Here is a 15450-nt window from a genome sequence, read left to right on the forward strand (position 1 = left end):
CCTCCACCTCGCTCTCACGCAGCACGGCGACGATATCGGCCTGTGATGGCTGGTCTTCATCGGCGACGACGAAGCCGCGCTCCGGCGGGTAATCGGCCATGTGATCGGCGACCCCGTCCAGCACCCGACCCATCCGCACCGGTGCGCCCGCGCGCGGCACCTGGGAACAGAAACGCTGGGTGCAGTTGGGCGCCATGAAGATCGCTTCGGACACGTCCTGCCCCACCTTGCGCGCATCAATGTCCCACGCGGCGACGACACGGATGTCGCTGGCGCGATAGCCCTCGATCACGTCGTGGGTCAGGCCGATCGCGCTGTTCGAATGGTCGCGATAATGGGCAATCCCCTGCACCAGCGAACTGGCGCAATTGCCGACGCCGACGATCGCCAGGTTGATCGGTTTGGGATGGGGCGAGCGCATGGGTGTCTCCCTTATTCGGCAGCCGCGGCTTGAGCGCGGGCCGGAGCGTAGCGGTCGATCATGGCCGCACAGAAATCGGCGAACGCCTGCGGATCGTGCGCCCGCGACGTGTGATGCGGCTCCACCCCCAGATGTTCGGGGGTGAAGCAAAAGGTCACGGTGACATCGAAATCGGCCAGCGCGTCCATCTGGCGGTCGAACCAGTCCAGTGCGCCTTCGCGAAAACTGTCGGCCCAGCTGAGGCCGGTTCGCAGCTGGCGCACGCCCAGCCGCTTCATCCACGCCACAGCATCGTCCAGCCGGGGATCGTGGAAATGGAACCATTGCATCAGCCCCATCCGGTCCGCGACGCGCGCATAGGCGTCCAAAGCAGGCTTTGGCGTGCCGTCGGCGCGGATCAGGCCCATGTGGAAATGGCGGTAATAGCTCGATCCCTCCGCCTCGCGGTGACGCGTGGTCGCGCCCCATTCCATCGGCAGGTCGTAGAGCGAATACCAATAGATGCGCGGCGCCCGCCCGATCAGCAGCTCGGCCGTGCGGTTCAGGCCGAACAGCTGCACCTCATCCGCGCCGAACGATCCGGCACCGACCTCGGTCACCCAGACGGGCTTGTCGGGCGCCGCCGCCTCGATCTCGGCCAGCTTTTCGGGCCAGGCGTGAATCGACCACAGGTTCCAGTCGAGCGGAAAGCCATGCACCGCCACCACATCCACATGGCCCAGCGCGCCCAGTTCGCGCATCCGGCCCAGCCAGTGCGGGTCGATCGGCGACATGCCGCCCAGCACGCGCAGCACGTCGGGGTTTGCATCGGCAATCGCCTGGCCGGTGCGTTTCACCAGATCGGCATAATGCGTCCATTCAGGATCGAGCAGCGGGTCCCAGTGCGACTTGTTGTTCGGTTCGTTCCAGATCATCGCGGCTTCGATCATTCGATCCTCCTCGTCGGATAGACGGCTGCATCCTGAAAGCTGGCGCACGGCACCGGGGCGGTGCGGCACAGATAGACTTCGGGTTCGGGGTTGGCCTCGATCGAAAAGCCGGCAGCGCGCAGCATCGCCTGCGTGCCCGCCGGATTGGGCGCCCACCAGTTGGTCGGATCCCCGGCAAAGCTGTGTTCGATGAAATGGAGCCGCGGATAACCCGGCGCGTCAAAATAGGCCGGCGGATCGTAAGTGCCGGGCATGTGGAACGGATGGTCGCGCGGCGGGTCGAACGCCGGCGCGCTGCCCTGCTGCATCGTCTGGAACAGCATCCGGTCGCCCGCGACATGTTCGCGGATCAAGTCGAGCGCGAGCAGCGGATGGCGCAGGTGATACAGCACCCCCATGAACACCACCAGGTCGAACCGCTCGCCCAGCGTCGACACGTCATAGACCGACATCCGGCGATATTCGATGCCGTCAAATCCCAGCCGGTCGGCCACGAACCGCGCCTGCGCCAGATAATGGGCGTCGCTGTCGATCCCCACGACGCGCGCCGCGCCGCGCCGGGCCATTTCGACCGCATAGAAGCCGGCGTTGCAGCCGATATCCAGCACGCTTTGACCGCCAAGGTCGTCGGGCAGCGCGTCAGCGAAACGCGCGAACTTGAACGCTGGATAATCGCCCAGGAAATGGTCGGGCGCGGTGGATATGCCGTCGCCCAGGTCGATATTCTGGAACCACGGTCCCAATTCGGCGACCTGTGCCTGCAATGCCCGCACGCCTTGTGCATCACCCGTCATGTCGCCACCCGGTTCAGGCCGACCAGAACAGGCCCCCCGTCATGGCGCAGGTGCGTGACCGACGCGGGATCCGCCACCAGGCGATGAATGTGGTCCAGACTGAAACCCAGCACCCCCGCAATCGCTGCGCGGATGATGTCGCAATGCGTCACCATCGCTACCGTCCCGCCGGGATATGCACGCGCGCAATCGTCGATATGCGCCAGGACGCGGGCCTGCACCGCCCGCATCGTCTCCCCGGCTGGACAGGCCCCTTCGGCCCGGCGGCGGTTCCAGCCGGTCCATTCGGGGTCGCGCTCCAGCGCTTCAAAGCGCTGCCCCGCCCATGCCCCGAAATCGATCTCATCGAGGGCGGCGCACGTTTCGACCGGCAGCCCGTGCGACACGGCGATCTGTGCCGCCGTCTCCTGCGCGCGCGTAACGGGGCTGGCCTCCACTCGCCCGATCGGCAGCGCGGCCAGCGCGCCTGAGAGCCTTTCGGCGTCGCGCCGCCCTTCTGCATCCAGTCCTGCACATTGGCGACGCCCAGACAGCACCTGGCCCAACTCGGCGTGTCGCGCATGGCGGATCAGCAGAATGTCACAGGCCAACCAATATTCCTTTATAATCTATGCAATAAACGCATCGTCTCGATTAGCATCTACAAAGCTGCAAACGGTGTTTTTGTTCCAGCTTGATCTTCTTCATCAGGAACAAAGATGTTTTAAGACTGTTAGTCTGGCTCATTATGCAATCACTTCTTTTACATCTATAATAAACATAGGTGGATTTTATGGTGGAGACGGTTCTGGTAACGGGTGGTGCGGGCTTCATTGGCCGGGCCGTCGTCGCGCGTCTGGTGGAACAGGGGCACCGTGTCCGCATCCTGGATGCCTTGATCGAGCAGGTTCATGGCGATGCGGGGTGGCCGGCGCCGCTGCCCACCATGGCCGAATGCATCGCGGGCGATGTGCGTGACGCCGCTGCGGTGGAGCGTGCCCTCAGCGGCGTCGATGCCGTCATCCACCTCGCCGCGGAAGTGGGCGTGGGCCAATCGATGTATGAGGTGGAGCGCTATACCGCCGTCAACGAACTCGGTAGCGCGATCCTTTTTGAAAAGCTGATCGGCCGCCCCATCCGGCGCGTCGTCACTGCATCGTCGATGAGCATCTATGGCGAGGGGCTGTATCGCGACGCGGACGGCAAGCTGGTGGAGAATGCGCGCCGCATCGGCGTGCGCGACCAGCAGCGGCAATGGAACCCGCTGGACGCTGAGGGTCGCCCGCTGATTCCGGTGGCCACGCCCGAAACCAAGCGCCCGTCGCTCGAATCCATCTACGCGCTCGGCAAATATGTGCAGGAACGACAGACCCACATCATGGCGCAGGCCTATGGCTTCGAGGCGGTCTGCCTCAGGCTGTTCAACGTCTATGGGCCGGGCCAGGCGCTGTCGAACCCCTATACCGGCGTGCTGGCGATCTTTGCCTCGCGGTTGATGAACGGCGAGCGGCCGATGATCTTCGAAGATGGGGAGCAGCGCCGCGACTTCGTGCATCTGGACGATGTGGCGCGCGCCTTTTGCGATGCGCTGACGGTCCCGGCGGCGGCGGGGCACACGCTGAACATCGGTTCCGGCGTGGATCGTTCGGTCCGCGAGATCGCACAGACGCTGGCCGACGCGTTGGGACGAGGCGAACTGACACCCGAAATCGTCGGCAAGGCCCGCATCGGCGATATTCGCCACTGTTTCTGCGATACGCGGCTGGCGCGTGACGTCATGGGCTTCGAAGCGCGGGAGGACTTCGCCGCCGGACTGCAACGGCTTGCGGCATGGGTGTCCGAACAGCGCCCGACCGACCGCGTGGCGACCGCGCGCGCCGAGCTGGATGCACGGGGGCTGGTTTCGTGACCGGCCGGCGCGTGCTCATAACCGGCGGCGCGGGTTTCATCGGCTGCAACCTGGCCGACCGTCTGGCGCTGCAAGGCGACCGGGTCATAGTCTATGACTCGCTGGTGCGGCCGGGGACGGAGGCGAATGCCCGGTGGCTGGCGCACCGTCACGGTGAACGCATCGAAATCGTCGTGGCCGACATACTGGAACATGACGCGCTGTCCGATGTGGTCGACCGCGCCGATGCCGTCGTGCATCTGGCGGCGCAGGTCGCGGTGACGACCAGCCTGGTCAACCCCCTGATCGACTTCGCGGCGAACCTGACCGGCACGATCGGCATCCTCGAACTCGTCCGCGCCAGCGCGCATCGGCCAGCCGTGATCCTGGCATCGACGAACAAGGTCTATGGCAATCTGGAACAGGTCGCGCTGGAGCGAACCGACCGCGGCTATGTCCCCGCCGATGCCGCCATCCGCGACGCGGGTATCTCGGAAGCGGCGATGCTGAATTTCAAGTCGCCTTATGGCTGCTCAAAGGGCGCGGCCGACCAATATGTGCTCGATTATGCCAGCAGCTTCGGGCTGAAAACACTGGTTTTTCGGATGAGCTGCGTCTTTGGCGAGCGGCAGACCGGCAGCGAGGATCAGGGATGGGTCGCGCATTTCGCGCGCCGCGCAGCAGCGGGCGATCCGATCACGCTGTTCGGCGATGGCTGGCAGGTGCGCGACCTGCTGGACGTGCGCGACTGCGTCGATGCCTATGTCGCCGGGCTGGAACGGATCGACACCGTTTCCGGCCAGGCGTTCAATCTGGGCGGCGGCCCCGCAAATGCGGTGAGCCTGCGGCATGTAATTGAGGAACTGGGCACGGTCATCGGGCGCGATGTCCCCGTCGAACAAGCGGATTGGCGCACGGGCGATCAGCGCTGGTATGTGTCCGACACTCGCGCCGCCCGTGCGGCACTGGGCCTGAAAGATGCCCGTCCATGGCGCGAGGGGCTGGATATGCTGGTCCGCGCATTCAAAGCGGAACGCGGCCCCGTGCTCCGCGCGGTGGCGACATCGTGAAGCGGCTGTTGATGACGGCCGACGCGGTCGGGGGCGTTTGGCAATACGCGCTGGATTTGACGCGCGAACTCAGGACCCTGGATTGGGAAGTCACTCTTGTCGCGATGGGACCGGAGCCGGATGCGGATCAGCGCCGGGCAGCGGACGCCATTCCAAATCTGGAACTTCGCGTCAGCAACCTTCCGCTCGACTGGCTTGAGGCCGGGCCGGCGCCGGTGGCGCGCGCGGCAGAGCATGTTGCCCGCATCGCGCAGCAGGCAAGCTGCGATCTGGTTCAGCTCAACATGCCGACGCTTGCCGCCAATGGCGCATTCACCGAGCCGGTGGTCGCGGTGACGCATGGTTGCGTCTCGACATGGTGGAGCGGCGCTCGGAATGACCCGCTGGCGCCCCAATATCACTGGCATCGGCGCATGATGCAGCAAGGCCTCAGCCGCGCCGACGCGGTGGTCGCGCCCAGCGCCAGCTATGCCGCCATGGTCGCGGATCATTACCAGCTCCGCCAGGCCCCGTCGGTTGTCCGCAATGGCCGCGATCCGGCGTGTCGCCCCGCCCCGGCGGCGCAACAGGACTATGTGCTCACGGCGGGGCGCCTCTGGGATCGTGCGAAAAATATCGACACGCTCGACCGGGTAGGGGGTCGATTGGCCGTGCCGTTTCACGCTGCCGGGGCGCTGACGGGACCGAATGGAGAGCGACCCCGGATCGAGAACCTCCATCTTTTGGGCCATCTGCCGGCCGATGCACTCGCCAGATGGCGTGCGCCGCGCCCGATCTTCGTATCAGCCGCCAGGTTCGAGCCATTCGGCCTCGCCGTTCTTGAAGCCGCGCAGGCGGGGTGCGCCCTGATCCTTTCCGATATCCCCACCTTTCGGGAATTGTGGGACGGGGCCGCAATCTTCGTCGAGCCTGAAGACACCGAAACATTCCAGTATATGATCGAGACCCTGATCGGTGATCCGCCCGTCCGCCATGCCCTGGGCGAAGCGGCGGCGGCGCGTGCCGGGCAGTATCGCCCATTGTCGACAGCACGCGCCATGGGGGCACTGTTCGACCGGCTGCTCGACGATCGCGCACGGCGGGCGGCGGCATGAGAATCGCCTATCTCACCCACAGTCTTGAGAGCTGCTGGAACCACGGCAATGCCCATTTCCTGCGCGGCGTCTTTCGCGCGCTGATGGCGATGGGCCACCAGGTCCAGATACTGGAACCCGTCGGCAACTGGAGCCGCGACAATCTGGTGGCGGACCATGGCGAAGCCGCGCTTGAACCCTTTCGCCGAGCCTATCCCGAACTGTCCGCAACCCGCTATCGAGCGGTGGAGCAGGCGGTCGATCTTGCATCGCAGGCCGATCTGGTCATCGTCCATGAATGGAACGACCATTCGCTGGTCAAGGCGTTCGGGGAGCGGCGCAAACAGGGCGGCGGCTTCCGCCTGCTGTTCCACGACACCCACCACCGCGCGGTCAGCGAACCGGCGGCGATGCGCGCCTATGACCTGAGCGGGTTCGACGGTGTGCTTGCGTTTGGCGAGGCACTGGCGGCCGTCTATCGCCGCTGGGGCTGGGAGCGCCGAAGCTGGGTCTGGCACGAGGCCGCCGATACCCGGTTGTTCCGCCCGCCCGTCCGGCAGGCCGAGCGGGCCGGTCTGGTCTGGATCGGTAATTGGGGCGACGGGGAACGGACGGCGGAACTGGAGGACTTCCTGTTCCGGCCAGCGTCCGAGGCCGGATTACCGCTCGACATCCATGGCGTGCGCTATCCCCCACAGGCGCTGGCGACGCTGGCGGCGCACGGCGCACATTACCGTGGCTGGTTGCCCAATGCCCAGGCGCCAGAGGTGTTCGCGCATCATCTGGCGACGGTGCATGTGCCCCGCCGCCATTATGTCCAGACGCTGCCCGGCATCCCCACCATCCGCGTGTTCGAGGCGCTGGCCTGCGGCATCCCGCTGGTCAGCGCGCCGTGGGACGATTGCGAGGGCCTGTTCTGCGTCGGCACCGATTTCCTGATGGCGCGTGATGGGGCCGAGATGCGCCGCCACCTGATCGCCGTCCGCGATGATGCCGATCTTCGCGCCGCGCTGGTCCGATCCGGGCTGGAGCGCATCATGTCGCGGCACAGTTGCGACCACCGCGCCAGCGAGCTGATCGGCATCGCTGGCCAACTCGACGTTCGAGAGAGGAACGCCGCATGAAGATCGCCTTTTACGGCTCCAGCATCCTGTCCGCTTACTGGAACGGCGCGGCGACCTATTATCGCGGCATCCTGAGCGATCTCGCCCGTAGGGGTCACGCCATTACTTTTTACGAGCCGGATGCTTTCGACCGGCAGCAGCACCGCGACATTGATCCGCCGGACTGGCTGCGCTCAGTCGTCTATCCCGCGACGCCCGAAGGGCTGCGGTCGGTGCTGGACGAAGCCGGAAACGCCGATGTCGTGGTCAAGGCCAATGGCGTGGGGGTGTTCGACACCGAATTACTGGCGGGCATCATCAGCGAAAGCCGGGCGGGTGCGCTTCGCATCTTCTGGGATGTCGACGCCGCCGAAACGCTGGCCGAGATGCGCCGGACGGACGACCACCCCGTGCGCGCCGCCCTGCCCCGGCTGGATGCGGTCTTCACCTATGGCGGCGGCGAGCCGGTGATCGCCGCCTATCGCGATTTCGGCGCCCGGCAATGCGTGCCGGTATATAATGCGCTTGACCCCGAAACGCATTTCCCCGTCGCGTCTGACCCGCGCTTCACCTGCGATCTGGGGTTCCTGGGCAATCGGCTTCCCGACCGCGATGCGCGGGTTGCCGCCTTCCTGTTCGATGCCGCACGGCGCACGCCGGGTCGCCGCTATCTGCTGGGCGGGGCCGGATGGGATCATGTCGACCTCCCGTCCAACATCACCCGGCTGGGCCATGTATCCACCCGCGATCACAACGCCTTCAATGCGACGCCGCTGGCGGTGCTGAACGTCGCGCGCGATGCGATGGCGGCGAATGGCTTTTCACCCGCCACGCGCGTGTTCGAGGCAGCCGGCGCCGCCGCCTGCCTGATTACCGACGCGTGGGAGGGGATCGAGCTGTTCCTCCAGCCCGAAGCCGAAGTGCTGGTCGCACGCGATGGACAGGATGTCGCCGCGCTGCTGGCGGCGCTGACGCCCGAGCGCGCCCAGGCGGTCGGCCAGGCGGCGCTGGCGCGCGTGCGAGCGGAACACACCTATGCCCAGCGCGGCGCGCTGGTGCACACATTGCTGGCCGAAATGGCCGCAGCGCGACAGGTGACGGCATGAAGATCGTCGTTCTGGGCCTCAGCCTCAGCTCCGCATGGGGCAATGGCCATGCAACGACCTGGCGCGCGCTGCTGCGCGGCATGGCGGCGCGCGGCCATGCCGTGCACTTCCTCGAACGCGACGTGCCCTGGTATGCGGCACACCGCGACCTGCCCGCACCCGATTTCTGCGCGTTCGATCTTTATGCCGGCCTGGAGGGGCTGAACCGCTTCGCGACGGTGGTGCGCGATGCAGATGCGGTGATCGTCGGCTCCTATGTTCCGGACGGTGTGGCGGTATCGCACTGGGTGCACCGCCATGCGCGCGGCGTCACCGCCTTTTACGACATCGACACCCCCGTGACGCTTGCCCGACTGGATCGGGGCGATCATGAATATATCGACCCACACAGCATTGCCGGCTTCGACCTGTATCTGTCCTTCACCGGTGGGCCGACGCTGGACCGGCTGGAGCGCGAATATGACGCGAGACGGGCCGAGGCGCTTTACTGTGCCGTCGATGTTGATCGCTATCACCCGACTGGCGCGGCCAAAAGATGGGACTTGTCCTATCTGGGCACCTACAGCGCCGACCGACAACCGACACTTAATAGATTGCTGATCGAAGCAGCCCGGCACATGCAGGATCGCCGGTTTGCCGTGGCGGGGCCGCAATATCCGTCGGACATTGCCTGGCCCGCCAATGTCGAGCGGATCGAGCATCTGCCGCCGGAGGCACATGCCGATTTCTATTCCGCGTCCCGCTATACGCTGAACGTCACCCGCGCGGATATGCGGGTGGCAGGCTGGTCGCCGTCGGTTCGCCTGTTTGAAGCGGGCGCGTGCGGCACCGCGATCCTGTCCGACCGCTGGGCGGGGATCGAAGATGTGCTGCGCCCGCCCGGCGAAATCGGGCTGGTGGATACGACCGCCGATATCATGACCGCGCTAACGACCGACGCGGAAGCGCGAGGCATCGCCGCGCGGCGCGCCGTTCTGGCGCGACACACGGCAGCCCACCGCGCCGCGCAGCTCGAAGCGCTGCTGGCCGAAACGGCCCGTGCCACATCAACCCAAGTCGCCCTGACCGCCTGACTGGAGCACGACACACTATGCCGAACGTCAAGCCACTCCACCTCGTTGCCGGCGGCGCCGGTTTTATCGGGTCGCATCTGTGCGACGCGCTTTTGCAGCGCGGCGACCAAGTCTTGTGCGTCGATAATCTGCAAAGCGCCTGGCCGGGCAATCTCGAGCATCTGCGCCGCCAGCCGAACTTCGAGTTCGTGGCCGGCGATATCAGCGCGCCGCTGCCGGCCATCATCACGCGGCGCACGGCAGGGCTGACGCATATCTGGAATCTGGCCTGCGCGGCATCGCCGCCCCGCTATCAGGCCGACCCCGAACATACGATGCTGACCAACGTCGTCGGCACCGACCAGCTGTTGCGGCTGGCGGAAGCTGCAGGCGCGCGGTTTCTGCTGACCTCGACCAGCGAAGTCTATGGCGACCCCGAACAGCACCCCCAGGTGGAGGGGTATCGCGGCAGCGTAAACTGCACGGGTCCGCGCGCCTGTTATGACGAGGGCAAGCGCGCGGCGGAAGCGCTCAGCTTCGACTTTGCGCGTCTGGGGCGGGCAGACGTCCGGGTCGCCCGCATCTTCAACACCTATGGCCCGCATATGCAGGCGGATGACGGGCGCATCGTATCGAACGTCATCAACCAGATGCTGGGCGGCGAGGCCGTTACCGTCTATGGCGACGGCAGCCAGACCCGGAGCCTGTGTTATGTCGCGGACATGGTGGACGGGCTGATCCGTCTGATGGACGGCGACACGGTGCGCGACGTGCCCGTCAATCTCGGGAACCCGGACGAGCGTTCGATCCTTGAGATCGTCGCGACGGTCGCGCTAATATTAGGTGTCGAGCCGAATATTCGGTTCACGCCCCTGCCTCAGGATGATCCCTTGCGCCGGCGCCCCGATGTCGAACGTGCGAAAACGCTTCTGGGATGGGACCCGGTGACGCCGATCGAAGCGGGATTGGCGAGAACTGTCGAATGGTTCCGCGAGGTGCGGGGACAAACCGGATTGATGGCGCTGAGTATCGCCGCAGAGTGAAGCGACGATGCGGGCGGCGCCGCGCCGCCCGCATCGGGTCATGCATTCATCGGGATGTAGTCCGTAATGCGCGCCAGCGTCTCCGGATCCGGCAGCTCGATACCGGCGCGCGACGTCCGCACCATCGCCTCTCGCCGCAATTGCTGCAGCGTCCGATTAAGGTGAACCGTCGTCAGACCCAGCGTTTCGCCCAGCATTTCCTGTGTCAACGGCATGGCGACAACCGTTCCGGCATCCATGCCCGCCACGGCCTGCCGTTCACGAAGTTCCAACAGCAAATGTCCCAGCCGCTCATAGGCGGACTGACGCCCCAGCCGCATCACCTGATTCCGGAGCAATGCAGTAGCAAACCGGTCAAGCTTGCGGCGAAGATCGCGCAGTGCGGGATCATCCCATATCGCCGGATCGATCGCGCACGACGTCACCTCGGTCAATGCGACGACGGCGTCGTCCGGGTTTGCGGTTGCGGTCGACGACGTGATCTCAATCATGTCGCCCGGCAGGAACAGCTCGATCAGCTGGCGCCGGCCGTCCGACAGAATGCGAACGCGCCCGGCCCACCCGCTGATGAGCGCGCGCTGCACCGACGGGAAGCGAAGCTCCGCCAGAAGCACGCCACGCGCGCCAATGCGCCGGGGTGGATAAATAGCGCGCTCGAATTGTGCGAGTGCGTCAGCCGTCAGATCGCCGAGCCTGCGGATCCGTTCCAGGAACGGATTGTCCGGCGCAGAGGAAAGGGGCCTGGCGAGTTCGACGATCCTCAATGTTCTTCTCCGACAAAAGGCTGGTCGGCCGTGCACAACATGCGGCTGAGCACATCGATCAATTCGTTCGCTTTGAATGGCTTGTCGATTCGGATTGCCTCTTGCCAACGACCGGGCAGCGCGCGTCGGTCATACCCCGTCGCCAACAGATACGGTATCGCATGACGCTCCAGTTCCCTGGCGACGGCAAAGGATGGCACCCCGCCAAGGTTCACGTCCAGCACGGCTGCGTGAACGCGCGATCGCGTGATCGCGGCAAGCGCCTGCTCAACGTACGGAACCGGACCGATCACGTGCGCTCCGGCGCGTTTCAGCGTTCTACCAACATCGGCCGCGATCCAATATGCGTCCTCGACCACGAGAATCGCACGACCGGAAAGCGGCGTGTTGGTCGAGGCGTTCATATAACGACGTCCTCCGGTCGGTTTTCTTGATCGCGTTCAACTGTAACGCGATCCGACAACGGGAGTTCAACTCGACAACGAATACCACCGGGCCGAAAGTCGATTTCAGATAAACCGCCCAGTTGGTAAGGCAGTCCGTGTTCGATCAACTCGCGCCCGAAGCCGGAACGGGCCGGCGCGGGGTTGACGACGGCCACGCCGCTTTCGATCCATTCCCATACGAGATGCGGCCCCTGCCCCTTGTCGAACGTGCTCCACTGAACGAGCACTTCGCCATTGTTGGTCGCCAGCGCGCCATATTTGGCGGCGTTCGTCACCAGTTCATGAACGAGTAGTCCGAACGACTCCGCCGCGGACGCGCGCAAGCGAATGCGCGGGCCGCGCACCACGATACGCCGATCGTCCGGTCCCCCGTGGCTCATCAACTCGGCGCTGACCACTTCCTCCAGGTCAACGCCGGTGACCGGTGTTCGAACAAGCGTGTTCTGGGTTCGGGCCAAGGCATCGAGGCGCCCTTCGAAATGAGCCTTCAGGTCGTTGTCGCCACGCGACGTCTCGGCCGTCCGGACAAAGATCGAACGAACCACTGCCAGAATGTTACGCACGCGATGCTGAAGTTCGGCCATGAGGAATCGCATCCGTTCCTCACTTTCATGTGCCGAGTGGATGTCCGTGCACGCGCCATACCAACGGTGATTACCCTCATCATCCACGGTCGGCAGGGCGCGGCACAGGAACCAGCGATAATTGCCGTGAATGCCGCGCACGCGAAACTTGATCTCGACCGGATCGAAACAGCCCGGAACCCAGCTTTCCCTGATCGTGGTCACGTCTTCGGGATGGATCGCCTGTAACCACCCTTCGCCTAGAGCGGCGTCTTCACTCAGGCCGGTATAGTCGAAGAACCGCGGATTGATGTAACTCCAATCGAGTTCGCGCCTGCCGATGAACAGAAACAGATCGACCGATCGTGCAAGGTTGCGGAACCGTTCCTCCGACGCGCGCAGCGCCTGTTCGGCGCGCGTTGCTTCGGTAATGTCGGAAAAGGTCAGGACCACGCCAGCGATGAAGTTGTCGCAACTGCGATAAGGCAACACGCGCGCGAGATATCGCTTATTCGTCGCGGGTGCTTCCACCTCGTGCTCGACCGAGCCAAGCGTCTGGAGGACGCGCAGGCAGTCGCGGCGCATTTCCGGATAGCGGACATGGGTCGCGATATCCTCGATCGACCGGCCGATATCCTGTTCCAGCAACGGGAAAAGATCCCGCACCGCAGGCGTGAACAGCTTAACCCGCAATTCCGTATCGAGGAAAATCGTCGCAATCTGCGTTGATTCGAGCAGGTTCGACAGATCGGAATTGGCTCTTCCAAGCTCACTGACCCGATTGGCAAGTTCTCCGTTCACGGTTTGCAGTTCCTCGTTCACGGACTGCAACTCTTCCTTCGACGTTCCAAGCTCCTCGTTGGCGGACTGCATTTCTTCGTGAAGCGACTGATATTCCTCCAGCGAGGACTTAAGTTCCTCGTTAGTGCTTTCCAGTTCCTCGATGGTGGCTTGAAGACGCTCACGTGTTGCCCGAAGCTCATCTTCAAGCTCATCAGTATCGGTATCGGATGCCGGGTTGCCATCAACGGTGCGCCGATCGGTTTCCATGTTCCGGAAAAACACGATGAACGCGTCCGGCCCCGTATCATCCCCCGCGAGCGGTTCGACGGCGACCGTTACACAGTTTTCGGCGCCGTTCGCGGCGAATCGGACGGGACGGGAGGTTTCCGGCGTCAGCGTGGCACTGACCCGCTGCAAGAGCGTGCGGACATCGAGACGCAGGTCGCGGGCGATCAGATTGAGGAAGTTCAGGTTGGCCGCACCGCTGGCCGGATCCAGATATTGTCCCACCCCTGCTGAAAAGTGCAGAACCTCATAATGATGGTCGATGACGGCGTGGGCGGGGGCATGTCGTTCGATGACACGCTGCACCCGGTTGGTCAGCGAGGCGACGGGTTCGTCGTTGCGGACGCTCCGACCCATCGGCGCTGCTTCCGTCCGCTGCGCGATCGCCAGCATCGCGTCGCGCGCGCGCATCGTGGCGCGACGTTGATACACGCGCGAACGGCGATCGGCAGGGGCGAACAGACGGCCATGGCGGGACACCGTTTCCGACGTTCCCAGGAACAGGTAGCCGTCAGGGTTCAGCGCGAAGTGAAACATCGGTATGACGCGATCCTGCGTTTCCCGGTCCATGTAGATCAGCAGGTTGCGGCACGACACCAGGTCGATGCGCGAAAACGGCGCATCGCGCACGATGCTGTGTTGCGAAAAGATGCAGCATTCGCGCAGTTCGTCACTGACGACATAGGTCGCGCCCTCCTTCGAGAACCAGCGCGCGAGACGTTCCGGAGAGAGTGCGGCCGTAACGGCTTCGGTGTAGCGGCCGGCACGGGCATGTGCCAATGCGCGGTTGTCGATATCGGTCGCGAAAATCTGGATTCTGGGCTTGAGGCCCAGCGCCGCGCCATGTTCCTTCAGCAACATTGCGATCGAATAGGCCTCTTCACCCGTGGAGCAGCCCAGCACCCAGACACGGATCGACATTGCTTCCCGCGCCCTTTCGAACAGACGCGGGATAATGTGCCGTTCGAGATAGGCGAACTCACCGGGATCCCGGAAAAACGCCGTCACGCCGATCAGCAGATCATCAAACAGCCGCTGCGTTTCCTCGGGTGACTGGCGCAGATGCTCGACATAGGCCGAGCGACTGTCGTGCCCGGTAACCTGCATCCGGCGCTCGACCCGCCGCTGGAAGGTTGCGAGCTTGTATCCATGAAAATCATGGCCGGTGCGCCCCTGAAGGATGGTGCTGATCCGGCTGAGATCGCCCGACGCGTTGCGGCTGGTCTCGGGCGCAGTTTCAACCGATGCGATGAAGCGTGCCATGCATTCGGCGATGGAATCGACGGGAAGCACATAATCGGCAAGCGCGGGTGCCGCGCGGCCCAATTCCCGCTGTTGTTCGGCTGCATCGCTCTTCTCGACGATTGCCAGGCCGTCATGCTGCTTGATTTCGGCCAACCCCAGCGCGCCTTCGGTGAACACCCCCTTCAGGATCACCGCGATTGAGCGGCGCCCAGCCAAACGAGCAACGCTGACCAGAAAGCTGTCGGCCCGGCCGCGGTCGTTCGCCCCGACGGGCAGTGGATCGAGCAAGACTCCGTCACCCGTCAAGGTGGCAAGCCGATCTACCGGCATCAACTGAATCGTGCCCGACTTCGGAAAACGGCCATCCGCGACGAGAACCGGCAAATGGCTGGCCTGCCTTATCCCCTCGATCAGTTCGCCATCGGTTGAGAACGCCTGGCTGACGCAGACAAGGTAGGCAACGCCGCCGTCGTCAAGCGTGGCAACCAGCGCCTGCAGCGCGTCGAGCGCGCCGCCGGAAGCGACGATCGCGACGATCGCGCGATACCCGATATCGGCGTTCGGCAGGGTCATCGAGCATTCAACATCATTGTCGTTCCCATCTCGCAAGTGCTTGCCATGGCCGTTCGGAGGACAAAAGCCCTGATGAGTCGGCTGCAAGGCGCCTCAAGATCGAATCGGCATTCAGGCAGACAGATACGCATCATTAACCTGCCGCAGTGGCGGTCGTTTGCCGGTGGTTTATGATCCATATCTGATTATAAATTCCGCGTTTCCCTTTCGCCGCAACAACTTGCTCGCTGTCCGGTTCTTGGACGGACACCAAAAGGAGCGAGCCATGAGTCCCCGCGACCCGGATCGAACACGTGGTCCAGCTTCCGGCAAAGCCGGTAGCGAAAGCGACGG

The 15450-nt window shown here is 64.3% G+C and carries 13 protein-coding genes and 1 pseudogene; 7 read left to right on the plus strand and 7 right to left on the minus strand.

Annotated elements, in window-relative coordinates; translation table 11 throughout:
* The 4 genes and pseudogenes from VL973_RS08985 to VL973_RS09000 all read right to left on the minus strand — a co-directional run.
* A pseudogene (locus VL973_RS08985) lies at positions 1–421 on the minus strand (inositol-3-phosphate synthase); the annotation flags it as partial.
* A gap of 11 nt (positions 422–432) precedes the next feature.
* Positions 433–1350 carry a glycoside hydrolase 5 family protein gene (locus tag VL973_RS08990; protein ID WP_325283684.1) on the minus strand — a complete coding sequence of 306 codons (918 nt, stop codon included), beginning with the start codon at positions 1348–1350 and terminating at the stop codon, positions 433–435.
* Positions 1347–2144, minus strand: a complete 798-nt coding sequence (locus VL973_RS08995) for a TIGR04290 family methyltransferase (protein WP_325283685.1) — start codon at positions 2142–2144, stop codon at positions 1347–1349. The genes VL973_RS08990 and VL973_RS08995 overlap by 4 nt, the downstream gene beginning before the upstream one ends.
* Entirely contained in the window at positions 2141–2734 is a 594-nt protein-coding gene (locus tag VL973_RS09000; RefSeq protein WP_325283686.1) for a histidine phosphatase family protein, read from the minus strand. The genes VL973_RS08995 and VL973_RS09000 overlap by 4 nt, the downstream gene beginning before the upstream one ends.
* 182 nt (positions 2735–2916) lie before the next feature.
* Between VL973_RS09000 and VL973_RS09005 the strand changes: the two genes are divergently transcribed.
* Genes VL973_RS09005 through VL973_RS09035 form a run of 7 tightly spaced genes read left to right on the plus strand, consistent with a single transcriptional unit; the run spans position 2917 to position 10458 of the window.
* Entirely contained in the window at positions 2917–4032 is a 1116-nt protein-coding gene (locus VL973_RS09005; RefSeq protein WP_325283687.1) for an NAD-dependent epimerase/dehydratase family protein, read from the plus strand.
* Entirely contained in the window at positions 4029–5081 is a 1053-nt protein-coding gene (locus VL973_RS09010; RefSeq protein ID WP_325283688.1) for an SDR family NAD(P)-dependent oxidoreductase, read from the plus strand. The genes VL973_RS09005 and VL973_RS09010 overlap by 4 nt, the downstream gene beginning before the upstream one ends.
* Positions 5078–6175 (plus strand): glycosyltransferase family 4 protein, encoded by a 1098-nt coding sequence (locus VL973_RS09015; protein WP_325283689.1) that lies wholly within the window; start codon positions 5078–5080, stop codon positions 6173–6175. Before VL973_RS09010 ends, VL973_RS09015 begins: the two co-directional genes overlap by 4 nt.
* On the plus strand, positions 6172–7278 hold the full coding sequence (locus VL973_RS09020) for a CgeB family protein (protein ID WP_325283690.1): 1107 nt from the start codon (positions 6172–6174) through the stop codon (positions 7276–7278). The genes VL973_RS09015 and VL973_RS09020 overlap by 4 nt, the downstream gene beginning before the upstream one ends.
* Entirely contained in the window at positions 7275–8363 is a 1089-nt protein-coding gene (locus VL973_RS09025) for a CgeB family protein (RefSeq protein WP_325283691.1), read from the plus strand. Before VL973_RS09020 ends, VL973_RS09025 begins: the two co-directional genes overlap by 4 nt.
* On the plus strand, positions 8360–9436 hold the full coding sequence (locus VL973_RS09030) for a CgeB family protein (RefSeq protein WP_325283692.1): 1077 nt from the start codon (positions 8360–8362) through the stop codon (positions 9434–9436). The genes VL973_RS09025 and VL973_RS09030 overlap by 4 nt, the downstream gene beginning before the upstream one ends.
* Before the next feature lie 17 nt (positions 9437–9453).
* Positions 9454–10458, plus strand: coding sequence for an NAD-dependent epimerase/dehydratase family protein (locus tag VL973_RS09035; protein WP_325283693.1), 1005 nt, complete (start codon positions 9454–9456; stop codon positions 10456–10458).
* Positions 10459–10496: 38 nt separating this feature from the next.
* Here VL973_RS09035 and VL973_RS09040 read toward each other — a convergent pair whose 3' ends face one another.
* From VL973_RS09040 to VL973_RS09050, 3 genes are read right to left on the minus strand one after another with little or no spacing between them, the layout of a single operon-like run.
* A complete protein-coding gene (locus VL973_RS09040) occupies positions 10497–11222 on the minus strand; it encodes a Crp/Fnr family transcriptional regulator (RefSeq protein ID WP_325283694.1) in 726 nt (241 codons plus the stop codon).
* A complete protein-coding gene (locus VL973_RS09045) occupies positions 11219–11626 on the minus strand; it encodes a response regulator (RefSeq protein ID WP_325283695.1) in 408 nt (135 codons plus the stop codon). Before VL973_RS09045 ends, VL973_RS09040 begins: the two co-directional genes overlap by 4 nt.
* A complete protein-coding gene (locus VL973_RS09050; RefSeq protein ID WP_325283696.1) occupies positions 11623–15117 on the minus strand; it encodes a CheR family methyltransferase in 3495 nt (1164 codons plus the stop codon). The genes VL973_RS09045 and VL973_RS09050 overlap by 4 nt, the downstream gene beginning before the upstream one ends.
* Positions 15118–15450: the final 333 nt, after the last annotated feature.

The sequence above is a fragment of the Sphingomonas sp. genome, from assembly GCF_035490575.1.
In the GTDB taxonomy this organism is placed as follows: domain Bacteria; phylum Pseudomonadota; class Alphaproteobacteria; order Sphingomonadales; family Sphingomonadaceae; genus Sphingomonas.